The 22,551-nt window shown below is 68.1% G+C and carries 16 protein-coding genes and 2 pseudogenes; 13 read left to right on the top strand and 5 right to left on the bottom strand.

The annotated features are described in order from the left end of the window. Nucleotides 1–12: 12 nt before the first annotated feature. Nucleotides 13–2,214 (top strand): TonB-dependent siderophore receptor, encoded by a 2,202-nt coding sequence (locus tag CFB35_RS15515; RefSeq protein WP_060966578.1) that lies wholly within the window; start codon nucleotides 13–15, stop codon nucleotides 2,212–2,214. 42 nt (nucleotides 2,215–2,256) lie between these two features. Here CFB35_RS15515 and CFB35_RS15510 read toward each other — a convergent pair whose 3' ends face one another. Continuing rightward, on the bottom strand, nucleotides 2,257–3,525 hold the full coding sequence (locus CFB35_RS15510; protein WP_089465193.1) for an MFS transporter: 1,269 nt from the start codon (nucleotides 3,523–3,525) through the stop codon (nucleotides 2,257–2,259). A gap of 106 nt (nucleotides 3,526–3,631) precedes the next feature. On the opposite strand from CFB35_RS15510, the gene CFB35_RS15505 reads away from it, so the two are divergent. The 3 genes from CFB35_RS15505 (at nucleotide 3,632) to CFB35_RS15495 (ending at nucleotide 5,386) form a co-directional block, all read left to right on the top strand. Next, nucleotides 3,632–4,681, top strand: coding sequence for a LysR substrate-binding domain-containing protein (locus CFB35_RS15505; RefSeq protein WP_089465192.1), 1,050 nt, complete (start codon nucleotides 3,632–3,634; stop codon nucleotides 4,679–4,681). Nucleotides 4,682–4,796: 115 nt separating this feature from the next. Further along, nucleotides 4,797–5,006, top strand: coding sequence for a hypothetical protein (locus CFB35_RS15500; protein ID WP_089465191.1), 210 nt, complete (start codon nucleotides 4,797–4,799; stop codon nucleotides 5,004–5,006). Further along, nucleotides 5,006–5,386, top strand: coding sequence for a type II toxin-antitoxin system VapC family toxin (locus tag CFB35_RS15495; protein ID WP_059583178.1), 381 nt, complete (start codon nucleotides 5,006–5,008; stop codon nucleotides 5,384–5,386). Before CFB35_RS15500 ends, CFB35_RS15495 begins: the two co-directional genes overlap by 1 nt. A 56-nt stretch (nucleotides 5,387–5,442) precedes the next feature. Here the strand turns inward: CFB35_RS15495 and dapA are convergent, their stop codons facing one another. Beyond that, nucleotides 5,443–6,336, bottom strand: a complete 894-nt coding sequence (gene dapA, locus CFB35_RS15490) for a 4-hydroxy-tetrahydrodipicolinate synthase (protein ID WP_059583177.1) — start codon at nucleotides 6,334–6,336, stop codon at nucleotides 5,443–5,445. 451 nt (nucleotides 6,337–6,787) lie between these two features. Here dapA and CFB35_RS15480 point away from each other — a divergent pair, with 451 nt between their 5' ends. Both CFB35_RS15480 and CFB35_RS15475 read left to right on the top strand, forming a co-directional pair. After that, nucleotides 6,788–7,807 carry a sulfate ABC transporter substrate-binding protein gene (locus CFB35_RS15480; protein ID WP_059583175.1) on the top strand — a complete coding sequence of 340 codons (1,020 nt, stop codon included), beginning with the start codon at nucleotides 6,788–6,790 and terminating at the stop codon, nucleotides 7,805–7,807. Nucleotides 7,808–7,971: 164 nt separating this feature from the next. After that, nucleotides 7,972–8,934, top strand: a complete 963-nt coding sequence (locus CFB35_RS15475) for an ion channel (protein WP_089465190.1) — start codon at nucleotides 7,972–7,974, stop codon at nucleotides 8,932–8,934. 38 nt (nucleotides 8,935–8,972) lie between these two features. Here the strand turns inward: CFB35_RS15475 and CFB35_RS15470 are convergent. Further along, a pseudogene (locus CFB35_RS15470) lies at nucleotides 8,973–9,580 on the bottom strand (glutathione S-transferase family protein); the annotation flags it as partial. A gap of 365 nt (nucleotides 9,581–9,945) precedes the next feature. Here CFB35_RS15470 and CFB35_RS15465 point away from each other — a divergent pair. The 5 genes and pseudogenes from CFB35_RS15465 (at nucleotide 9,946) to CFB35_RS15450 (ending at nucleotide 17,076) form a co-directional block, all read left to right on the top strand. After that, nucleotides 9,946–10,689 carry a LysM domain-containing protein gene (locus CFB35_RS15465; protein ID WP_081066458.1) on the top strand — a complete coding sequence of 248 codons (744 nt, stop codon included), beginning with the start codon at nucleotides 9,946–9,948 and terminating at the stop codon, nucleotides 10,687–10,689. After that, a complete protein-coding gene (locus CFB35_RS15460; protein WP_081066457.1) occupies nucleotides 10,677–11,120 on the top strand; it encodes a lysozyme inhibitor LprI family protein in 444 nt (147 codons plus the stop codon). Before CFB35_RS15465 ends, CFB35_RS15460 begins: the two co-directional genes overlap by 13 nt. A 49-nt stretch (nucleotides 11,121–11,169) precedes the next feature. Further along, a pseudogene (locus CFB35_RS15455) lies at nucleotides 11,170–11,307 on the top strand (sugar O-acetyltransferase); the annotation flags it as partial. A 1,539-nt stretch (nucleotides 11,308–12,846) separates the two neighbouring features. Next, nucleotides 12,847–13,077 (top strand): hypothetical protein, encoded by a 231-nt coding sequence (locus CFB35_RS34355; RefSeq protein ID WP_124659232.1) that lies wholly within the window; start codon nucleotides 12,847–12,849, stop codon nucleotides 13,075–13,077. A 426-nt stretch (nucleotides 13,078–13,503) separates the two neighbouring features. Further along, nucleotides 13,504–17,076: an indolepyruvate ferredoxin oxidoreductase family protein gene (locus CFB35_RS15450; RefSeq protein ID WP_060010343.1), complete on the top strand. Its 3,573-nt coding sequence runs from the start codon at nucleotides 13,504–13,506 to the stop codon at nucleotides 17,074–17,076. A gap of 92 nt (nucleotides 17,077–17,168) precedes the next feature. Here the strand turns inward: CFB35_RS15450 and CFB35_RS15445 are convergent, their stop codons facing one another. Further along, nucleotides 17,169–18,836 carry a Na+/H+ antiporter gene (locus tag CFB35_RS15445; RefSeq protein ID WP_060010340.1) on the bottom strand — a complete coding sequence of 556 codons (1,668 nt, stop codon included), beginning with the start codon at nucleotides 18,834–18,836 and terminating at the stop codon, nucleotides 17,169–17,171. Nucleotides 18,837–19,144: 308 nt separating this feature from the next. Here CFB35_RS15445 and CFB35_RS15440 point away from each other — a divergent pair, with 308 nt between their 5' ends. Together CFB35_RS15440 and CFB35_RS15435 are read left to right on the top strand one after the other, a co-directional pair. Continuing rightward, the gene (locus CFB35_RS15440) at nucleotides 19,145–20,431 is read left to right on the top strand and encodes an EAL domain-containing protein (protein ID WP_059585406.1); all 1,287 of its coding nucleotides are present in this window, start codon (nucleotides 19,145–19,147) and stop codon (nucleotides 20,429–20,431) included. A gap of 206 nt (nucleotides 20,432–20,637) precedes the next feature. After that, entirely contained in the window at nucleotides 20,638–21,363 is a 726-nt protein-coding gene (locus tag CFB35_RS15435) for a copper homeostasis protein CutC (RefSeq protein WP_089465189.1), read from the top strand. A gap of 147 nt (nucleotides 21,364–21,510) precedes the next feature. Here the strand turns inward: CFB35_RS15435 and bioB are convergent, their stop codons facing one another. Continuing rightward, nucleotides 21,511–22,530: a biotin synthase BioB gene (gene bioB, locus CFB35_RS15430; RefSeq protein WP_059585403.1), complete on the bottom strand. Its 1,020-nt coding sequence runs from the start codon at nucleotides 22,528–22,530 to the stop codon at nucleotides 21,511–21,513. Nucleotides 22,531–22,551: the final 21 nt, after the last annotated feature.

Here is a 22,551-nt window from a genome sequence, read left to right as displayed (position 1 = left end):
AATGGAGTGAGCATGAGCAGTTGCATTTTGTCGAGCGCGACGCCGCCGCGTCGCGCGACCGCGTCCGTCGCGTTCGCGATGATCGCCTGTGCGGCCGCGCCGGCGTGCGCGGAAGAAGGCGAGCCGGGGCAGGCGCCGCACCTCGATCCGATCTTCGTTCGCGGCGCGCACGACGCAGGCTCGCGCGTCGATCGGTCGGGCTCGGCCAAATATGCGACGCCGCTGCTCGACGTGCCGCAGACGATCACCGTCGTGCCGCGCGCGGTGCTGGACGAACAGCAGGCGCTGAGCCTGCGCGAAGCGCTGTCGAACGTCGCCGGCATCACGTTCAACGCGGGCGAGGGCGGCGGGGGCTCGGGCGACAGTTTCAATATCCGCGGTTTCGGCGCGAACGCGAACATGCAGCTCGACGGGCTGCGCGACAGCGCGCAGAACAATCGCAGCGACCTTTTCAACATCGACGCGGTGGAGGTGATCAAGGGGCCGAACTCGGTGTTCGGCGGCGCCGGCACCACGGGCGGCTCGGTGAACCTGGTCAGCAAGACGCCGAAGGCCGGCGCGTTGACCGAAGCCGGCGCGGTGCTCGGCACGTCCGACTACCGCCGCGTGACGCTCGATACGAACCAGCCGCTGCCCGGCGCCGACGGCAAGGCCGCGTTCCGCCTGAACGCGATGGCGCACATCAACGACGTGCCGGGCCGCGACGACATCCGCAAGCGGCGCTGGGGCGTCGCGCCGTCGCTCGCGTTCGGCCTCGGCACGCCGACGCGCGTCACGCTCGGCTATTTCCATCAGTACGACAACAACCTGCCCGACTACGGGCTGCCCGCGCGCGACGGGCAGGTGCTGGCCGGCGTGTCGCGCGACAGCTACTTCGGCTGGCGCAATCTCGATCGCGAACGCATCATGTCCGACACGTTCACCGTCAAGGCCGAGCACGACGTGTCGCCGCACCTGAAGGTGCAGAACCTGAGCCGCTACACGCACCTGAATCGCGATACGGTGGTGTCCGCGTCGCACGTGAATCTGCAAGGGCTGCCGCCGGGGCGCTACAAGCCGGCCGGGCCGCAGGGCTACGGCCGCGATGCGTCGACGGCGATGTGGGCGAACCAGACCAACGTCACGAGCGAATTCGCGACGTTCGGCATCGGGCACACGCTCGTCACGGGCTTCGAAATTTCGCGGGAAACGTACGGTCGCACCACGTATTCCTACGGGCTCAACCGTTTCTATCCGGCCAACGGTTTCGCGCTCACCGCGCCGCCCGGCGTGTGGCTCGGCCCCGCGAAGCGCGAGAACAGCGCGCGCAGCGATACCGAGCTCATCGTGAAGGCGCTGTACGCGTTCGACACGCTCTCGCTCGGCCGCTACTGGGACATCGACGTCGGGCTGCGTCACGACTGGATCGACGGCTGGGCCGAAAGCACGCCGGCCGGCAAGCCGACCGAGCGCGCGGCGAACAGCGACCGCCATCTGAGCACGCGCGCGGGGCTCGTGTTCAAGCCGACGGAGAACGGCCGCGTGTATTTCTCGTACGGCACGTCGTTCAATCCGTCCGCCGAATTTCTCGTGAGCAACGGCTCGGGCCTCAACGCGGCGACCGAGTCGCTCGCGCCCGAAAAAAACGAGAGCTTCGAGCTCGGCACGAAATGGGAAGGGCTGGCCGGCATCGCGCTGAACGGCGCGCTGTTCCAGACCGAGAAGAAAAACGCGCGCGAGCGCATGGCCGACGGCAGCTACGCGCTCGTGGGCCGGCAGCGCGTGCGCGGCATCGAGCTCGGCGCGGCCGGCAAGGTGACGCCGCAGTGGGACGTGTTCGCGAATTACACGTACCTGGCGAGCGTCACGCTCAGTTCGCCGGCCACGCCGCGCCGCGATGGGCAGGCGCTCGGCAACACGCCGCGGCACGCGCTCAACCTGTGGACGACCTATCGGCTGCCGGCAGGCTGGACGATCGGCTACGGCTCGCACTTCGTCGGCCGGCGCAACGTGACGTCCGAAGGCGGCAGCCAGCTCGGCGCGTATTGGGTGCACAACCTGATGGCCGGCTACGAAGTGAACCGCCGGCTGCGTTTCCAGCTGAATATCGACAACCTGTTCGACCGCGCGTATGTCGAGCGCGTGCGGCAGGTGTTGGGAAGCGAGTCGCGATCGTCGGCCGTCGAGTTCGGCGACGGCCGTTCGGCGATGCTGTCGGCCGTGTACAAGTTCTGACCGTCTCGCGCACGCTGCCGCGAACGTCGCCGCGTCGGCCCGCTATCGCGCGAACAGCGGGTAGGTCGCGGCGGCGATCAGCGCGGTCGCGAGCCACACCACGCTCCACGAACTGACGGCCAGCAGCGGCGGAATCGCGAGCGGCGTCGCGAACAGGCCGAGATACACGACCGTATTCGCCATCCCGAGCGCGGTGCCGGCGTGGTTCGCACCCGCGAGCGTTGCGAGCTCGGTGTACGCGACGCCGTGCCACGCCGATACGCAGATGCCCGCGAACACGAGAATCGCGACGATCGCCGCGAGCGGCACGTGCGGGCTGCCGGCCGTCGCGGCCGCGAGCAGCGCGAACGATCCGGCCGCGACGCACACCGACCCGCGCAGGTACGCACGCCGGTTGCCGTACCGGTCGGTATGGCGGCCGCTCCACACGCGCATCACCATTGCGCCGACCTGCAGCGCGACCATTGCCGCGCTGATGCCGGCGAGGCCGAGCAGGCCGAAATCGTGCAGGAACACGGTCGCGAACGTAAGCACCGCGAACTGCGGGGCGCACAGCGCGCCGATGCCGAGCACGATGCGCCACACGCGGCCGCTCGCGAGCGGGCTGCGCATCGGTGCGGCCGGCGATGGCGGCGCGAGGGGACGGCCTGCGGTGACGGGCGTCGCAGCCGGCGCATCGGGCGGCTCGTGCAGCCAGCGCCACGTCAACGCGGCCGAGCCGGCGCACAGCAGCATCAGCGCGCCGTACACCGCGGCGAAGCCCGCATGCGACGCAAGCGACGGCAGCAGCGCCGCGCCGAGGCCGCCGCCGAGCGGCACGGCCGTCTGGCGGATGCTCATCGCGAGCCCGCGCTCGCGCTCGCCGAACCAGCGCATCACCGCACGTCCGCTCGAGCCGTTCACGCTGCCGCCGAGCAGGCCGACGCAGCACATAGCCGCGACGACCCGCATCAGCGGCGGCACCGCGTGCGCGGTCGGCGCGATCGTGCACATCATCAGCGCGAGCATCGCGGCCGTCGCGACGAGCCCGGTCAGCAGCACGCGGCGGTCGCCGAAGCGGTCGGCGGCGATTCCCCACGGCAGCTCGGACAGCGCGACGCCGAACCCGAGCGCGCCCAGCACGAGGCCGAGCGCGCCGTTGTCGAGGTGATACGCGGCGCGCATCCACACGGCCGTGGTCGGGATGCCGGCCGCGGCGGCCGAAAAGCTCATGTTCGCGGCGACGCCGGCGGCCAGCACGCGCCAGCGATGGGCTGGCCCGCGCCCGTCGCGGGCAGGCGAAGAGGGGGAAGCGATGCACGAGGTGTCCATGACGGCAGGCCCGGTTCGAAGTTGACGTCCACAGTCTGGCGGCCTACATTCATCCTGAAAATCGGAAAGTTTTTGATGAATCGTTCGATAAATCAGGATGGTTGAGATGGTCGGACAAGACACTTCGCGCGATGGCGGCGAGGCCGTCGCGGGCGCCGATGCCGCGCTCGCGCGGCCCAACTTCGACGTCGCGGCGTTGCGCAGCCTCGTCGCGGGCGTGGATCTCGGCAGTTTCGCGAAGGCGGCCGATCGCGTCGCGCGCTCGTCGTCGGCGGTGAGCGCGCAGATCCGCAAGCTGGAGGAGCAGGCCGGCACGCCGCTGTTCGTGAAGGCCGGGCGCGGGCTCGCGCTGACCGACGCCGGCGACGCGATGCTGCGCTACGCGCGGCGGATGATCGAGCTGAACGACGAGGCGGCCGCGGCCGTGCGCGGCGTGAATCTCGACGGCTGGGTACGGGTCGGGTTGCAGGAGGATTTCGGTGAAGCGATCCTGCCCGACGTGCTCGGGCGCTTCGCGCGCGCGCATCCGAAGGTGAAGATCGAGGCGCGCGTGGCGCGCAACGCCGATCTGCTCGACCGGCTCGATGCGAACCAGCTCGATCTGGCGCTCGTATGGGGCGATCCGGCGTCGGCGGCGCTCGTGTCGCGGGCGGGGATCGACAGCGAAGCGATCGCGCACGTGCCGATGCAGTGGATCGGCGCGGCGGGCGGTGGTCTCGGCGTGCCGGATGGCGGCGGGGACGCGGGCGCGCGGGGCGGTGCGAGCGGCGGCGACGAAACGCGCGATCGCGCCGTGCGCGCGGCGGGCGAGCCGTTGCCGCTCGTCGTGTTCGACCGGCCGTGCCGGTTCTTCGGCGCGGCGACCGATGCGCTGGACCGCGCGGGCGTGCCGTGGCGCGTCGCGTTCACGACGCCGAGCCTGGCCGGGCTATGGGCGGCCGCGGCGGCCGGTCTCGGGCTCACGGTGCGCTCGCATTACGGGCTGCCCGCGTCGGTGCGCGGGCTCGATGCGGCGTCGTGCGGGCTGCCGGCGCTGCCGAGCCTGCCGCTGATCCTGCTGCGGCGTACGTCGTCGGCGACGCCGACGGTCGATCGGCTCGCGCGGATCGTCACGCAGGCGGTGCGGGGGGCGACGGAGGGGGCGGTGGCGGCGTGATGAAACGCTCGATTGCCGTCGCGGGCCGCGGTTCGGTCGTCCCTCTGCCGATCGGCCGAATGGATCGATCGGGCAAACCTGACTACAGTGATGATCACTTGAAACGGAGGTCATCATGCAAAACGCAAATACACCGGGCGCCAGGGCGGTCGATCCGGCGCAAAGGGCGGAAGCCTCGATCCGCGACGGCGGGCCGTCAGCCGATTGCCCCGTGCCCGTCAATCCGCCCATTCGGTTCGGTGTCCTGCAAGGGCAGGCGTGGATCGCGGACGACTTCGATGCCCCGCTGCCCGATGGCTTGCTGGATGCATTCGAAGGGCGCTGATGCGGCTGTTGCTCGATACGCACATATTTTTGTGGATCGTGACGAATGACCCCAAGCTCAGCGCACGAGCGCGCAGCGTGATCTCGGCCGCCGACGAGCGTTTCGTCAGCAGCGCAAGTATCTGGGAGGCTGCCATCAAGGCCGGACTGGGCAAGCTCGATATCGACGTCGGCGAGCTGATGCGGGCGATCGGGCCGAGCGGGATCCGCGAGCTGCCGGTTCGGGCGGCGCATGGGGCCGCGGTCCGCGATTTGCCGCATCACCATCGTGATCCCTTCGATCGTTTGCTGGTTGCCCAGGCGCGGCTCGAGCCGCTTCAGCTCGTGACGGCCGACGCTCATCTTGCACGGTATGACCTGTCTCTCGTTTTGACAGTTTGAAGCAATCTGTCGGTGCGCGATCCATCGGTCGCCTGCACGTCACGTAGCGTTGCGGTTCATGCGACGGCGATGTCCGGCTCGATTTCATGCAGTTCCGCGGAAATGGCTGCCAGTCGCGCCCGCAATCCCTCGCTCGCCGGCACGAACGGCAGCCGCAACCCGTCCTCGCACCATCCTTGCGCGGCGAGCACGGCCTTCACCGGCGCCGGGTTCGGTTCCGCGAACAGCGCCGCGACGAGCGGCTGCAGCGCGACCGACAGGCGCCGCGCGTCGGCGAGCCGCCCGTCGCGCAGCCACGCGTGAATCCGCACGTGCCATTCGGGCAGCACGTGCGCGCTGCTCGCGATCGCGCCGTGCGCGCCCGCGCACATCGCCGCGAAGTTCTGGTTGTCGTCGCCGGACAGGATCGCGAGCGGCGTGTCGTGCACGAGCCGGCTCATCCGGTCGAGCGTGCCGCCGCATTCCTTGATGCCGGCGACGCGCGAGTCGCGCGCGAGCGCCTGCAGCGTGTCCAGTTCGACGTTCACGCCCGTGCGGTACGGGATGTTGTAGACGAGCACCGGCAGGTCGGCCGCGTCGACGATCGCTTCGACATGGCGGCGGATGCCGTCCTGCGTCGGCCGCACGTAGACGGGCGGCGTGACGAGCAGCCCGTCGGGGCGCAGCGCCGCGAGTTCGCGCGCGCGGGCGGCCGCGAAGTGCGTCGCGCTCGCGGTCAGCCCGACGACGATCGGCAGCCCGGGGGCCGCGTCGCGCAGCGTCGCGAACACCGCGTCCTGTTCGCGCGCGTCGAGCAGCACGCCTTCACCGGTCGTCGCCCCCGCGACGAAACCCGCGATGCCGGCGCCCGCATAGTGGCGCGCGAGCCGCGCGAGCGCCGCATGGTCGACCTCGCCGCGGTGGAACGGCGTGATGATCGGCAGCCAGATACCTTCGAAACGTGTGTTCATGCAAAGCCTCATGGTGGAAACGGAGTGGGAAGGAACCGTTCCGCCGGCGGCGTGCCGGAGCGAGGCGTGCATGCAAGGAGAAAGAAACGACCTGCGGGCATCCCGTCCGGCATTCGCCTGACGGGACGCGACGTCCCCGTCAGTCGAGGAGTCGTTTTTTCAGTTTCAGCCCGGCCGCGCGCGCACCTGCCGCGACGGCGGCGAGGATCGAGGGCGAGCGCAGGGTAGCGGACATGGATGAACCGTGAATGGGCTGAGCGGCGATCTTAACACCGGAGCGGCGGCGCGCGCGAGCCGCGGCCGCCGTTTAGCAGAATTCGAGATTTGCTTTCCACGACTGATTGGAAGGCGCGCTGCGGCCGGCCGCTAGAATGCCCGCTTACGTTTCGATGACAGCACGTACACGTACGGTCACGCACATTCACCACCACTGGAAACGGGGCATATCACGATGGCAAGCATCAAGGGGATCGGCCGCTGGCTGCACACGGGCGCGACGGCGGCGCTGGTCGTGGCGGCGACCGCCGCGCACGCGGACACGTCGATCCTGAACGTGTCGTACGACGTGACGCGCGAGCTGTACAAGGACATCAACGCGAGCTTTGCCGCCGCCTACAAGCAGAAGACGGGCGAGACGGTCACAATCAAGCAGTCGCACGGCGCGTCGAGCGCGCAGGCGCTGTCGGTGCTGCAGGGGCTGCAGGCCGACGTCGTGACGATGAACCAGCCGAACGACATCGACCTGCTCGCCGAGCGCGGCCAACTGCTGCCGAAGGACTGGCGCGCGCGCTTCCCCGACAACAGCTCGCCGTACTCGACGACGATGGTGTTCCTCGTGCGCAAGGGCAACCCGAAGGCGATCAAGGACTGGAGCGATCTCGCGAAGCCGGGCGTGCAGGTGATCATCGCGAACCCGAAGACGTCGGGCAACGGCCGCTACGCGTATCTCGCCGCGTGGGGCTTCCAGAAGCAGAAGGGCGCGACCGACCAGCAGGCGCTCGACTTCGAGAAGGCGATCTTCCGCAATGTGCCGGTGCTCGACTCGGGTGGCCGCGGCGCGACGACGACGTTCACGCAGCGCGGCATCGGCGACGTGCTCGTCACGTTCGAGAACGAGGTCGCGCTGATGGACACGGGCGCGTCGGGCGCGCAGTTCGACGCCGTGTATCCGTCGGCGAGCATCCTCGCGGAGCCGCCCGTCGCCGTCGTCGACAAGGTGGTCGACAAGAAAGGCACGCGCAAGGTCGCGCAGGCGTATCTCGACTACCTGTACACGCCGCAAGCGCAGGAGATCATCGCGCAGCATCATCTGCGCCCGCGCGACGCGGCCGTGCTGCAGAAGCATGCGGCCGAGTTCAAGGCGCTGAAGACGTTCAGCGTCGAGCAGGTTTTCGGCAGCTGGGCGAACGCGCAGAAGACCCATTTCGCCGACGGCGGCACGTTCGACCAGGTAATCGTCGACCGCAAGTGAGCGCGGCGCGCGCCACGCGCGGGCTCGCATGACGACGCAGCCGGCCGCATGTGCGGCCGGTTTTTTTATGACGACGCGGCGGATTGCCGTGCCGAACCGGTCCGCATTCCCGGCCGCCGCCGCGCGTGCTACGCTCATCGCCTTCCTGCAACCGGCGCCGCGCGATGAACGTCGATTCGTCCTCCCCAGCCTCCCGCGGCCGTGGCCGCAAGATCTGGTCGGGCACCCGCCTGGTGATCGCGTACGGGATGCCGCCGCTCGGCTGGCGCGACTTCTATCACCGCGCGCTGACGGTGAGCTGGCCCGTGTTCTTCCTGTCGCTCGCGGTGCTGTTCCTGCTGCTCAACAGCGGCTTCGCGGCGCTCTACCTGCTCGGCCAGGCGCCGATCGCGAACCAGTCGCCGGCCGGCTTCGGCGGCGCGTTCTTCTTCAGCGTCGAGACGCTCGCGACCGTCGGCTACGGCGACATGCATCCGCAGACCGTTTATGCGCACCTCGTCGCGACGTTCGAGATCTTCGTCGGGATGTCGAGCATCGCGCTGGCCACGGGGCTCGTGTTCGCGCGGTTTTCTCGGCCGCAAGCGAAGATCCTGTTCGCGCGCCACGCGATCGTGCGGCCGCTGAACGGCCGGATGACGCTGATGGTGCGCGCCGCGAATGCCCGCCAGAACGTGATTGCCGAGGCGCAGGCGAAACTGCGGCTGATGCGCGTCGAAGGCACGCACGAGGGCTACTCGCTGCGCAAGATTCACGACCTGCCGCTCGTGCGCAACGAGCATCCGATCTTCCTGCTCGGCTGGAACCTGATGCACGTGATCGACGAGTCGAGCGCGCTGTTCGGCGAGACGCCCGAATCGCTCGCCGCGCGAGATGCGCAATTGCTGATCACGATCGAGGGATCGGACGAGACGACCGCCCAGGTCATGCAGGCGCGCCATGTGTGGGTGCATGGCGACATCCGCTGGCATCACCGCTACGTCGACCTGATGCACGACGAGGACGGCATCACGCACATCGATTACACGCATTTTCACGACGTCGTGCCGATCGACGCCGATACCGACGAGCGCGGTTCGCCGGGCGTGGTGATCGACGCGGGTGCGCCGGGGCCGGGCGCACAGGCGTGATCGACGTTGGCCGGGCGCCGCCCCGTTGCGCGTCTCAAGTGCAGCGGGCGTGACGCTTCGCGCTGTTCGATCGCGACCGCGCGGCGGAACGCGTCGCGGTCCTCGGCGCGCGCGACGTAGTCGCCGAGCACGCCTTCGTGCGGCAGCAGATGCGCGTCGAACGCGATCTTCAGAGTGCTCGCGAGCAGCAGGTCGGCCGCGGTGAAGCGCTCGCCGACGAGCCGGCGGCCGTGGGCGAGCGCCTGCGCGAGGGCGCACTGCACGCGCGCGATGTTGCCCCAGCCGAACGCGACCGGATTCCCCGACGCGCCGGTGAATTTCTCGACCATCGCCGGTTCGAGGCAGGTCGGCGTGAAGAACATCCACTGGAGGAAACGGCCGCGCAGCGGATCGTCGGGCGCGACGCCGAGCCCGGCGCGCGGGCAACGGTCGGCGAGATGGAGCAGCACGGCGCCCGATTCGGCGAACCGGGCGCCGCCGTCGTCGAGCGCGGGCAGCTTGGCCATCGGGTTGACCTGCACGAACGCGTCGCTGCCCTGTTCGTGCGAGCGCAAGTCGATCGGCACCAGTTCGTACCCCACGCCTATTTCCTCGAGCATCCACAGCGCCCGGAATGCCCGGTCGTCGGCCAGTAGTAGAGCTTCATCGCGTGCGCCCTATATGCGGTGACGGTCCAGTGTAGTCGAGTCGGTTCGCCGAATGTGTCGTTCGTTATGTGACCGAGTGTGCGACGCGTTCGGTGGAACGCGCGCCGCTTGGGTATCGCTACCGGGCAACGGCTGTTGACGTTTTGCAACTTTTTTTTCGCGTCTATCTGGCTTTGAGTGCTTTCTCGCTGTCGTTCTGTTGTTTAAAAGCTATCTCGAAAATTGAAATACAAACGGCGACCGTGCATCGTTTCTAGCGTTTTATTTCGGTGCTGACGTGTCGGGTATGGGTCGAACGCGTATGCAACTACCTGTCTTGTGCTGGACGCGAACAACATAACCAATTCAATCGGAGGGTGAAAATATGCCGGTTCAAGAGCCAGCGAAGAGCGGCTTCGAAAAATGGCAGGATGGTATTGGCGCGGCTGTTGGCGATGTCAAATGGGATATATGGGATTGCGAAATTCAGATGGCAGTGAGCGAATACAATCGACATTTGTCAGGCGCTGCCGGCTACAGGCCGCTGGATTGGCTTCTGATCAAGGCAATGCTGTGGGTTGAAACCGGGGCAAATAGCTCGGAGTGGAAGATCAAACCATTGCAGATTGGCGTATCGGGTGACCCGGGTTTGACGTCGTTTCTTTCGGGCGAAGAAGGCGGCGACTTGATTCTGCCTTCCGCGTGGAGAGCGCAACTGACTGTGGGATCGGCGAGAACGAACCCTGCGCATAATCTCAGGGCAGGAATCGGCTATCTGCTGATGCGCATGGCAATCTTTGAGCACCGTAGTGTGCCTAATGCAGACGCTAGGGTGTATGACGTCACAGTCAAGCCGGGCGATAGCTTCGACAAAATCGCGAAAGTACATGGCAGCACAACCGACGTGCTGAAGAAACTGAATCCGATGATCACGGTGTTGCGACCAGGGCAAGTCTTAAAGTATCAGAAGGCGTCGATTCAACGTGTCATTACAGGATGGCGGCCGTTCTCTGCGACATCAGTGGCGTTACGTTACAATTCAATGCGTCGAGATCCGAACTATGCAAGGAAACTAGATTTTGCATGGGGCATCGTGCGAAAGGGACAGGAGACTTCATGCGTGCAATAAGAAGTATCGGATTTGGGCTTGCGCTATCGTTTTCGTTACTCTCGATCGCCGCATCTGACAACACCATCAATACCGAGAAGGGGCTGTACGAGCAGTGCGGTGCTTATTCTCAGGTTGGAATGAAGGATTGTCTTGCGAAGAAGGCCAGTGAAAGTCGAGAGTATTTAAAAAAGGCCGAAGACGACGCGCTCGCTGTCATAAAGAAATGGGACGAGGGTAATAAATATATTCATGCATCCGAGGTGGCTTTGGCGGCATCGAACAAGGAATTCGCAAAGTATCGCGCGGCTCAATGTGAATTCTCCGCTTCGCTGAGCGGCGGCGGAGCGGGTAACGCCCACGAGATGGGGCGCTTGGCCTGTGTCGCGGCACTCAACGGCGCACGCGTTGAGCAACTGCGCAACGCCGTATCCGACTTGCCGTCGAAGTAGCGCCGAAGCTTACGCCGGCCAGCCCGGCCGGACGACATGCGAACGGACCGGTGCGACGATCGGCGGCGGCGCGACGGTCGGCGAGAACGCCGTGGTCGGCGCGGGTTCGGTCGTGATGCGGGAGGTTCCGCCGGATACGCCGGTCGGTGGAAATCCGGCGCAGATCATTCGATCGATTACCGAGTGACGATGGCTGACGGCCTCTTCAGCGGGGAGGTGAATGTGGACAACCGGCCCGCCGACCACTCTGAACGCTGTGGATGCGAACGGTGAGTGTATGGCTGGAGCCAGCATTGGCAGGACTTCCCGGCATTCGACACCGATCGAGGGCAGACGCATGAGCCGACGTTGCCGATGCGCTGGCCGCACATTCCTGCGCGGCGTCGGTTGTGGATATCCCGGCCCCGAATCACTCGCCACGCTGTGCTTTCCATCGGTGAGCGCGATGCAGGGTGTGGACAACCGCGCCCTGAACGACGAAAAATGCTGTGCTTTTGAAGGGTGAGTGTCGGCGACCGATTGCGGGTGAGGCTTGCCTGGTGCGGATTTCCGGGCGTCGAGCGCGCGTCGCGCGGGAATGCGGGGGCGCCGCGCATTCTAACGGCACGCGCGGGTCGGCGATAGATCTGGATGCGTATCGCGGTGTGGATATCTCGTGGCCGAATTCACTCGCAACGCTGTGTATTTCAATGGTGAGCGTCGGAGGGGCGACCGAATGGCGTGTCCGTTCGTGATCTTCGGCACCGCTTCGAGCGGTTGCGCATTCTAACCGCACATGCGATCGCGCGTTCCGTTCGAGTTCGTGCACCGATGCGGATAGCCGGTCGCCGAAGCCAGTCGACCTGCTGTGTATTTCAGCGGTGAGGGGGCGCGCGCATGCGGCGCGGCCGCGTCTGTGCGGATCCCGGTCCACGGAGCGCAGCGTGGGCGGGGGGGGCGCGGCTGTTCGCGCCGAGGCGCCGCCTTCGTGCGACCGGAGGTCCATGCTCACCGTTGAATTTCACAGCGTCTCGACTGGCCTCGGGCGCGGTTGTCCACACTCGGATCGGCGCTGTGGTTCGATCGTCGTGCCTCGCTCACCGCTGGAACTCACAGTGTTCGGTGTCGTCGCAGGGTCGAGCGATTCGCACCCGAGCCGGCGCACTCGTCTAATCGTTTGCCGTCACTCACCACCGAAATTCACAGTGTTCAGGGTTGTCTCGGGGCGAGCTGTCCACACCCGAATGGGTACCCATGTTCGAACGCGTGCCGTCGCTCACCGTTGAAATTCACAGTGTTTGGAGTCGTCGCGGATCGGGCAATCCACGCCCGGATTGGCCCCCTTGTTCGAACGCGCGCCGTCGCTCACCGTTGAAATTCACAGTGTTTGGAGTCGTCGCGGATCGGGCAATCCACGCCCGAATTGGCCCCCTTGTTCGAACGCGCGCCGTCGCTCACCATTGAAATTCACAGTGTTTGGAGTCGTCGTGGCGCGGGCGGTCCACGCCTGAATCGGCGCCGTTGTTCGTGCGCTGTCGATGCTCACCATTGGAATTCACAGCGTTTGGAGTCGTCGCGGATCGGGCTGCCCACCCCCGAATCGGCACCGTCGTTCGAGCGCGTGCCATCACTCACCGTCGAAATTCACAGGGCTTTGAGTGTCTGCGGGTGGGTGATATCCACACCCGTACCGACCTCTCGTTCGACTACCCCACGGCACACGAGGCACGCACGAAGGGACGGACATGTGGATATCCTGCCGCCGAGCCGACTCGCGCGCCTGTGCATCAGGGAGCTGAGCGCCAACGTCGCGGCGGCGACGCAGGCATCCGGCGGTGTGGATATCTCCTGCCGGCATCGACTCGTCGCGCTGTGGATTTCGACGGTGAGCGTCGCCGTCCGCATGAGCGGCGGACAGATCGAGGTGTGGACATCCGGCGCCCGACGCGACTCGAAACCCTGTGCGATCGAACGGTGAGCGCGATCACCCGCTCGGCCGACAGTCCCGGCATTGTGGACATCCCGCGCCCTCACTCACTCCAAACGCTGTGCATTCCATCGGTGAGCGCGCCGTCGTTTCCCGGCCCAAACCCTTGTCGCACGGGCCCCGAGCGAGCGCCGCCGGGCCCGCGGCCGGCGTCCCGCTCGTCACCCGCGATGTCGACGCAAGCGCTCCCCCATCCCGCCCAACCCCGGACCGCCACCCGCCACCCCGCGCGAAAACTCTCTCAAATCCCGGCAAAAACCTGCGCGGTTTTTCTCGCCGTGCGCCGGTCCGAGCAAGATGAGGAAAAACATTCTCGGCCGCGCGCGAAAAAATAGAGCCATTCGCTGCCGCACTCATGCGTCACCCGGCGCCCCGCCGCGCACGGCCCAGAACAGCACCATCCGGAGACTTCCCCCCATGACCGCCCGCCTGCCCGTCGACGGCACGCCTGCCCTGTCCGACTACCGCCTGACCGACAACCTGACCGCGACGCGCGGCCGGATCTTCCTGACCGGCACGCAGGCGCTGATCCGCCTGCTGTTGATGCAGCGCACGGTCGACACCGAGCAGGGCCTCGACACGGCCGGCTTCGTCAGCGGCTATCGCGGCTCGCCGCTCGGCATGGTCGACCAGCAATTGTGGAAGGCGAAGAAACTGCTCGACGCCAGCGGCGTGCGCTTCCTGCCGGCGATCAACGAGGAACTCGGCGGCACGGCCGTGCTCGGCACGCAGCGGGTCGAGGCCGACCCCGAGCGCACGGTCGACGGCGTGTATGCGATGTGGTACGGCAAGGGGCCGGGCGTCGATCGCGCGGGCGACGCGCTCAAGCACGGCAACGCATACGGTTCGTCGCCGCATGGCGGCGTGCTGGTCGTCGCGGGCGACGACCATGGCTGCGTGTCGTCGTCGATGCCGCACCAGAGCGATTTCGCGATGATGGCGTGGCACATGCCGGTCGTGAACCCGTCGAACATCGCCGACATGCTCGAATTCGGCCTGTATGGCTGGGCGCTGTCGCGCTATTCGGGTGCGTGGGTCGGCTTCAAGGCGATTTCGGAAACGGTCGAATCGGGCTCCACCGTCGACCTCGATGCGTTGCAGACGCGCTGGCCGGCGCCGGAAGGCTTCACGCCGCCGGCGGGCGGCCTGCACAACCGCTGGCCCGACCTGCCGAGCCTGACGATCGAGGCGCGTCTCGCGGCGAAGCTCGACGCGGTCCGCCATTTCGCGCGCGCCAACAGCATCGACAAGTGGATCGCGCCGAGCACGCACGCGAACGTCGGCATCGTCACCTGCGGCAAGGCGCACCTCGACCTGATGGAAGCGCTGCGCCGGCTCGACCTGACGGTGGCCGATCTCGACGCGGCCGGCGTGCGGATCTACAAGGTCGGCCTGTCGTATCCGCTCGAAATGACGCGCATCGAGACCTTCGTCGACGGGCTCGCCGAAGTGCTCGTGATCGAGGAGAAGGGCCCGGTCATCGAACAGCAGATCAAGGACCACCTGTACAACCGCACCGAAGGCGCGCGCCCGCGCGTGCTCGGCAAGCACGACGCCGCCGGCGCGTGCCTGCTGTCCGAGCTCGGCGAACTGCGTCCGTCGCGCATCCTGCCGGTGTTCGCCGACTGGCTCGCGCAGCACAAGCCGGCGCTCGACCGGCGCGAGCGCGTCGTCGATCTCGTTGCGCCGCGGATCCTGTCGAACGAGGCCGACGCGGTGAAGCGCACGCCGTACTTCTGCTCGGGCTGCCCGCACAACACGTCGACGAAGGTGCCCGAAGGCTCGATCGCGCAGGCCGGCATCGGCTGCCACTTCATGGCGTCGTGGATGGAGCGCGATACCACCGGCCTGATCCAGATGGGCGGCGAGGGCGTCGATTGGGCCGCGCACGCGATGTTCACCCACACGAAGCACGTGTTCCAGAACCTCGGCGACGGCACCTACTTCCACTCGGGCATCCTCGCGATCCGCCAGGCCGTCGCCGCGAAGGCGAACATCACGTACAAGATCCTCTACAACGACGCGGTCGCGATGACGGGCGGCCAGCCGGTCGACGGCAGCATCTCGGTGCCGCAGATCGCGCGGCAGGTCGAGGCCGAAGGCGTGTCGCGCTTCGTCGTCGTGTCCGACGAGCCGGAGAAGTACGACGGTCATCACGGGCAATTCCCGACCGGCACGACGTTCCATCACCGCAGCGAACTCGATACGGTGCAGCGCGAATTGCGCGAGACGCCGGGCGTCACCGTGCTGATCTACGACCAGACCTGCGCGGCCGAGAAGCGCCGCCGCCGCAAGAAAGGCGAATTCCCCGACCCGGACAAGCGCCTGTTCATCAACGACGCGGTGTGCGAAGGCTGCGGCGACTGCGGCGTGCAGTCGAACTGCCTGTCGGTCGAGCCGCTCGAGACGCCGCTCGGCCGCAAGCGCCGCATCGACCAGTCGTCGTGCAACAAGGACTATTCGTGCGTGAACGGCTTCTGCCCGAGTTTCGTGACGGTCGAAGGCGCGGCGCTGAAGAAGGCGGCCGGCGCCGCGTTCGACGAAGCGGCGCTTGCCGCGCGCGTCGACGCGCTGCCGGTGCCGGCGACGCACCTCGACGCGGCGCCGTTCGACATGCTCGTGACGGGCGTCGGCGGCACCGGCGTCGTGACGGTCGGCGCGCTGATCAGCATGGCCGCGCACCTCGAAGGCAAGAGCGCATCGGTGCTCGACTTCATGGGCTTCGCGCAGAAGGGCGGCTCGGTGCTGTCGTTCGTGCGGATCGCGTCGAGCGACCGCTGGCTGAACCAGGTGCGCATCGACACGCAGCAGGCCGACGTGCTGCTCGCGTGCGACATGGTCGTCGGGGCGAGCGCGGAGGCGCTGCAGACGGTGCGCCACGCGCGCACGCGGATCGTCGTCAACACGCACCGGATCCCGAATGCATCGTTCGTGCAGAACCCCGACGCGAACCTGCATGCGGACGCGCTGCTCGAGAAGATGCATCACGCGGCCGGCGACGGCTACCTGTCGAGCTGCGACGCGCAGGCGCTCGCCGCGAAGTTCCTCGGCGACTCGATCGGCGCGAACATCCTGATGCTCGGCTACGCGTGGCAGCTCGGCCTCGTGCCGGTGTCGCTCGCCGCGATGATGCGCGCGATCGAGCTGAACAACGTCGCGGTGCCGATGAACAAGCTCGCGTTCTCGATCGGCCGGATGGCGGCCGGCGATGCGGCCGGTCTCGACGCGTTGTGGAACGCGCGTCATGCGGTGGCCGCGCACGCCGCGCCGGAGACGCTCGCCGAGCTGATCGCCGATCGCGAAGCGCGTCTCGACGCTTACGGCGGCGCGCGCTACGTCGAGCGCTACCGCGCGCTGGTGACCGCGGCGCAGGCGAAGGGCGACGACACGCTGACGCGCGCGGTCGCGACGACGTTCTATCGGCTGCTCGCGGTGAAGGACGAATACGAAGTCGCGCGGCTGTACGCGGACGACGCGTTCCGCACGGCGCTCGAAGCGCAGTTCGAAGGCGTGCCGGGCCAGACGTACCGCGTGAAGTTCAACCTGGCGCCGCCCGCGGTCGCGAAGGCCGGCAGCGACGGCAGCACGCCGAAGAAGCGCGTGTTCGGCCAGTGGATGTGGCCGGTGCTCGGCATGCTGGCGCGCGTGCGCGGCCTGCGCGGCACGTGGCTCGATCCGTTCGGCCGCACGGTCGAGCGGAAGATGGAGCGCGCGCTGGCCGACGACTACGAGACCACGCTCACGCGTGCGTTCGCCGCGATGACGGCCGGCAATGCCGCGCAGGTCGTGCAACTGGCCGACCTGCACGCCCGCGTGCGCGGCTTCGGTCACGTGAAGGTGCGCAATCTGGCCGGCGTGAAGCGCGCTGAACGCGAGCTCGCGTTGCAGCTCGGCATCGACGCGGCGACGAGCGCGGCCGTGCAGCATGCGCTCGACGAGATGAAGGGCGCGGGGATGCTGAAGGGGATTCCGGTCGTCGTCGCGAAGTAACGCGAGCGTGAGCGGACGTGAAAACGGCGACGCGGGTGCGTCGCCGTTTTTTTATGCCCGTCGGCGGCTGCGCGCGGGCCGCGGTCGATCCTTCAAAGAATGCCTTTCTTGCGCGTCGACAGCGCGGTTTCCGACAGATCGATCTCGCGAAGCAGCTTCGTCAGCGTTTCGTCGGAAATCTTGCTGTCGCTGCGCAGCCGGTACAGCGCCGAGCGTTCCGCGCGCACGGCCGCGATCCGCATCTGCAATTCCATCGTTTCGGCCTGCTTCGCTTCCGCGCGCGGCGTGGGGCCGTCGTCGGCGAGCGCGGCGAGCCGGCGGCGATATTGGTCCATCACGCGTGCGGAGATGTCGGCGCAGCGGGCCGCGCCCGATTCGTCGAGCTCGGCCGAAATGGCATCGTGCGACGAATCGATCGCGCGGATCGCGGCCTGCGCGGCGGCCGAGCGAGCGATGCGCTCCTCGTCGCCGAGCGGGTTGCGCGACGAGCGCACGCCGCGCAGCAGCAGCGGCAGGCCGATCACCGCGACGATCAGCGAGCCGAGGATCACGGACGACGCGATGAAGATCGCGGTGTCGCGGCCCGGCAGCGGTGCGCCGTCGGACAGCGCGACCGGGATCGACAGCACGCCGGCGAGCGTGACCGCGCCGCGCACGCCGCCCACCGTCATCACCGCGATCGTGCGCACGCCGGCCATCGTGCCGGCGAGGCCGCGACGCGCGGCGCGGCGGCTTGCGAACCAGCGCAGCAGCCACACCCACAGGAAGCGGATCGCGTACAGCGCGAGCATCATCGCGCCCACGTTGAAGATCATGCGGCCGACCAGCACGTCGCTCGTGTGGTGCGCGTCAACGAGCGCGCGGCCGATGATGTGCGGCAACTGCAGCCCGAGCATGATGAACACCATGCCGTTGAACACGAACTCGATCATCGCCCACGTGCTTTCGGCACGCACGCGCGACGCGACGGTGCTTTTGCGGGAGAAGCTCGTGTAGTTCATCATCATCCCGGCCGACACGGCCGCGAGCACGCCCGACAGGTCGAGATGCTCGGCGAACAGGTAGGCCGCGAACGGCACCAGCAGCGTCATCACGATGCCGGGCGCCGGGTCGCCTTCCTGCTCGGCGTTCAGGAAGCGCGTCGACAGCGCGCTGAACAACCACGCGACGATCGCCCCCGTCGCGAGCCCGCCGGCCGCGACGATCACGAACGTAACCGACGCGGCGCGCAGCGAGAACACGCCCGTCAGCGCGGCCGCGATCGCGAACTTCAGTGCGACGAGGCCCGACGCGTCGTTCATCAGCGCCTCGCCTTCGAGAATGTGCATCAGTTGCGGTGGAATGCGACCCTTGCCGGCGATGCCCGACAGCGCGACCGCGTCGGTCGGCGACAGCACGGCCGCGAGCGCGAACGCGATCGGCAGCGGCAACTCGGGAATCAGCCAGTGTGCGAAGTAGCCGACCGCGAGTACCGTCATGAACACGAGCCCGAACGCGAGCATCAGGATCGCGCGGCGCTGCAGGTAAAGCTCGCGCTTCGGAATCCGCCAGCCGTCCGCGAACAGCAGCGGCGGGATGAACAGCAGCATGAAGATCTCGGGGTCGAACGTGACGTGCAGGTTCAGCTTCGGCCACGCGAGCATCGCGCCGAACGCGATCTGCATCAGCGGCAGCGGCAGTTGCAACGGGAGGATGCGCGTGACGGCGCCGGATAGCGCGACGGTCAGCAGCAGAATGAGGACGGTGAAGACGATTTCCATCGAGACGGCGGATGCGGGGAATGAAACGATCGTACGGAGTGTAGCGTGCCGACGTAACCAATGCGTTCGAGCGGCCGGTGCGTGCGCACGGAAACGGTGCGCGAATGGCGCGCCACGATGGTGCGGCGGCGCGGCGCGGCCATGCGGCGCATGGGTTCCGCACGCCTTGCACGGAGCTTGCTTGAAGGTGGGCAGCCGCCCGGCACGTGTCGGGCAACCGAGGGTCCAACCATGACATTGCGCGCGCCGTCCCGGTCGTCGTCCATGACGCCGGACGTCGCGTTCGACTGCACCACCAGGAGGAAGGCATGACGATCGTGCAACAGGAGCGTCCGGCCGCCGCGTCGCCGTACCGGTTCGAGCGGGAGATGAGCTCCGGCTTCGAACGGCTCGCGACGCAGCACCGCGACCTGACGCTCACGACCGTGTTCCAGCCGATATTCAGCCTGTCGCACCAGCGCGCGGTCGGCTACGAGGCGCTGCTGCGCGCGCACGATGCGCTCGACCGCGCCGTGTCGCCGCTCGACGTGTTCGGCGAAGCCGCGCGCCAGGGCGAACTGCTGCAACTCGACCGGCTCGCGCAGGCGCTGCATCTGGAGAACTTCGCGCTGCTCGGCGCCGAGCGCGAGTGGCTGTTTCTCAACGTCCACCCGGGCGTGCTCACCGATCCGTTCCAGGCGGCCGCGCTGCTCGCGAACCTGAAGCGGCTCGGCATGCCACCGCGGCGCATCGTGCTCGAAGTGCTCGAACAGCGCGCGGACGACGTCGAGCGGCTCGCGGAGGCCGTGCGCGAGTTCCGCACGCACGGCTTCCTGATCGCGCTCGACGATTTCGGCGCGGGCCACTCGAATCTCGAGCGGATCTGGCAATTGAACCCGGACATCGTGAAGCTCGACCGGATCATGCTGTCGCACGCGGCGCACCGTACAGGGCTCACCGCGATCCTGCACGGGCTCGTGACGCTGTTGCACGAGGCCGGCAAGCTGGTGCTCGTCGAAGGGATCGAGACCGAGCACGAAGCGCAGATCGCGCTGTCGTGCGAGGCCGATTTCGTGCAGGGCTACTACTTCGGCCGCCCGGCACCGGGGCTGCCCGACAGCGCGACCGCGACCGGCTGCATCGGCGAGCTGACCGAGCGCTATCGTCAGCAGACCGAAGCGCGCGAGCGGCGCGACGCGCAGCGGCTCGCACCGTACCTGCGCGCGTTCGAACGGGCCGCCGAGCGCCTCGAAGCCGGCGAGCCGCTCGACGAGGTGTGCTGGAACTTCCTCGCGCTTGACGCGGCCGCGCGCTGCTTCCTGCTCGATGCGCACGGCCGGCAGTCGGGCCGCAACGTCGTGCTGCGCGCCGATCGCGCGCTGGCCGAGGCGCGCTTTTCGCCGCTGGCCGACGCGCAGGGCGCGAACTGGCTGCGCCGGCCGTATTTCCGCTCGGCGATCGCCGAACCGGGGCGCGTGCAGGTCACGCGGCCGTACCTGTCGATCAACGAGGCGCAGCCGTGCGTGACGCTGTCGGTGGCCGTGCGCGTCGGCGACGCGCAGCGCGTGCTGTGCGGCGACATCGACTGGATCGACGAGGATGCGCAAGTCGCGTAGCGAGGTGCGGCTCGCACGCGGCGAGCGGCCGCGCCGTTCCGGTTCGTGCCCGCCACGGCGGTGACGGTGGTGTCCGCGCGCGTCGGCGTGTGGCGCGTGCGGCGCGGCTGAAATACGCGGCGGAAGTACGCGGCCGCCGGCACGCTGGCGTCCGTCACGCGGCTCGGCTAGGATGCGCGAATTGTCCTGACGATTCGCGAGCCGCCATGAACCGACCCGCCGCTTCTTCCGTCCTCCTCGAAGTGATCGCCACGACCGTCGGCGATGCAAGGACCGCCGCCCGCGCGGGCGCCGACCGCCTCGAACTCGTGACCGCGATCACCGAAGGCGGGCTGACGCCGAGCGTCGGCCTGATCGAGGCCGTCGTGGCCGCCGTGCCGATTCCCGTCAACGTGATCGTGCGTCCGCACAGCCGCTCGTTCGTCTATGACGCCGACGACATGCGCGCGATCGAGCGCGACGTGCGTGCGGCCGTCGCGGCCGGCGCGAACGGCGTCGTGTTCGGCGCGCTCGACGCGCGCGGCGACATCGATCTCGGCGCGCTGGCCCGCGTCGCGGCCGCCGCGGACGGGCGCGCGCTCACGTTCCACCGTGCGTTCGACGTCGCGCGCGACCTGAACGCCGCGTTCGATGCGCTGCTGCGCGTGCCGGCCGTCACGTCCGTGCTGACGTCGGGCGGCCATCCGTCGGTGCTCGACGCGGCCGCGACGATCACGCGGCTCGTGCGGCAGGCGGCAGGCACGACCTGCACGGTGCTGGCCGGTTCGGGGCTCACGATCGATGCGGTCGGCGATTTCGTTCGCGCCACCGGCGTGCGCGCGGTGCATTTCGGCTCGGGCGTGCGGCCGCGCGGCGAGGTGCTGGCACCCGTCGACGGGCAGCGCGTCGAGCGCGTGCGCGCGGCGCTCGACGGCGCGGCGTCGCACGTGTGATGCGCCTGCCGAAGCTGCGCGTTGGCGCGGCGAGAAGACTCTCGATTCGAGACACGCGGGGCGACCCGGTGCAGACGATCGGATGAAAAAAGCCGGGGCATGCCCCGGCTTTCTCCTTGGCGGGCGCGGCGCGCCGGCCGCTACCGCTTACGCGTGTTCCGCCAGCGCGTCGGCCTGGCTCGCGCGGATGCCGAGGCGCTCGAACAGCGCGCGGTCGCGCTGCGTCTGCGGATTGCTGGTCGTCAGCAACTGGTCGCCGTAGAACATCGAGTTCGCGCCGGCGAGGAAGCACATCGCCTGCATCGCGTCGTCGAGCTGCTCGCGGCCGGCCGACAGGCGCACGACGGCCTTCGGCATCGTGATGCGCGCGACCGCGATCGTGCGCACGAACTCGAACGGGTCGAGCGGCGCGGTGCCTTCGAGCGGCGTGCCTTCGATCGCGACGAGGTTGTTGATCGGCACCGATTCCGGATACGGGTTCAGATTCGCGAGCTGCGAGATCAGCCCCGCGCGTTCGCGGCGCGACTCGCCCATCCCGATGATGCCGCCGCAGCACACGTTGATGCCCGCGTCGCGCACGCGGTCGAGCGTGTCGAGGCGGTCCTGGTACGTGCGCGTCGAGATCACCTGGCCGTAGAACTCCGGCGACGTGTCGAGGTTGTGGTTGTAGTAGTCGAGGCCCGCGTCGGCGAGCTGCCGGGCCTGCTCGTCTTCCAGCATGCCGAGCGTCATGCAGGTCTCGAGGCCGAGCTCCTTCACGCCGCGCACCATCTCGGTCAGCGCCGGCATGTGGCGCTCCTTCGGATTGCGCCACGCGGCGCCCATGCAGAAGCGGCTCGCGCCGTTCGCCTTCGCCGCGCGCGCGGCGTCGAGCACCGCGTCGACGTCCATCAGCTTCTCGGCCTTCAGGCCCGTGTCGTGATGCGACGACTGCGAGCAGTAGCCGCAATCTTCCTCGCAGCCGCCCGTCTTGATCGACAGCAGCGTCGAGAGTTGCACCGCGTTCGCGTCGAAGTGCTCGCGATGCACCTGCTGCGCGCGGAACATCAGGTCGTTGAACGGCAGCTCGAACAGCGCGACGACGTCGGCGACGCGCCAGCGCTGCGGCGCCGGAGCGGCCACGGGGATCGCGTCGGGTTGCACGGCGGCGGTCTGGGCTTGGGTCATTTCTTTTTCCTGTCCTGGGCG

Origin of the sequence: Burkholderia sp. AU16482 (genome assembly GCF_002223285.1) — a bacterium.
Taxonomy (GTDB): Bacteria; Pseudomonadota; Gammaproteobacteria; order Burkholderiales; family Burkholderiaceae; genus Burkholderia; species Burkholderia semiarida.
The sequence above is the reverse complement of the archived record's forward strand: the minus strand, read 5'-3'. Positions and strand labels throughout refer to the sequence as shown.

Coding starts and splice junctions, on each gene's coding strand:
- CFB35_RS15480 (WP_059583175.1), top strand. CDS start 6,788: ATGGCAAGCATCAAGGGGATCGGCCGCTGGCTGCACACGGGCGCGACG.
- CFB35_RS15460 (WP_081066457.1), top strand. CDS start 10,677: ATGCGTGCAATAAGAAGTATCGGATTTGGGCTTGCGCTATCGTTTTCG.
- CFB35_RS15495 (WP_059583178.1), top strand. CDS start 5,006: ATGCGGCTGTTGCTCGATACGCACATATTTTTGTGGATCGTGACGAAT.
- CFB35_RS15440 (WP_059585406.1), top strand. CDS start 19,145: ATGACGATCGTGCAACAGGAGCGTCCGGCCGCCGCGTCGCCGTACCGG.
- bioB (WP_059585403.1), bottom strand. CDS start 22,530: ATGACCCAAGCCCAGACCGCCGCCGTGCAACCCGACGCGATCCCCGTG.
- CFB35_RS15445 (WP_060010340.1), bottom strand. CDS start 18,836: ATGGAAATCGTCTTCACCGTCCTCATTCTGCTGCTGACCGTCGCGCTA.
- CFB35_RS15435 (WP_089465189.1), top strand. CDS start 20,638: ATGAACCGACCCGCCGCTTCTTCCGTCCTCCTCGAAGTGATCGCCACG.
- CFB35_RS15505 (WP_089465192.1), top strand. CDS start 3,632: ATGGTCGGACAAGACACTTCGCGCGATGGCGGCGAGGCCGTCGCGGGC.
- CFB35_RS15510 (WP_089465193.1), bottom strand. CDS start 3,525: ATGGACACCTCGTGCATCGCTTCCCCCTCTTCGCCTGCCCGCGACGGG.
- CFB35_RS15515 (WP_060966578.1), top strand. CDS start 13: ATGAGCAGTTGCATTTTGTCGAGCGCGACGCCGCCGCGTCGCGCGACC.
- CFB35_RS15475 (WP_089465190.1), top strand. CDS start 7,972: ATGAACGTCGATTCGTCCTCCCCAGCCTCCCGCGGCCGTGGCCGCAAG.
- CFB35_RS15500 (WP_089465191.1), top strand. CDS start 4,797: ATGCAAAACGCAAATACACCGGGCGCCAGGGCGGTCGATCCGGCGCAA.
- CFB35_RS15450 (WP_060010343.1), top strand. CDS start 13,504: ATGACCGCCCGCCTGCCCGTCGACGGCACGCCTGCCCTGTCCGACTAC.
- CFB35_RS15465 (WP_081066458.1), top strand. CDS start 9,946: ATGCCGGTTCAAGAGCCAGCGAAGAGCGGCTTCGAAAAATGGCAGGAT.
- dapA (WP_059583177.1), bottom strand. CDS start 6,336: ATGAACACACGTTTCGAAGGTATCTGGCTGCCGATCATCACGCCGTTC.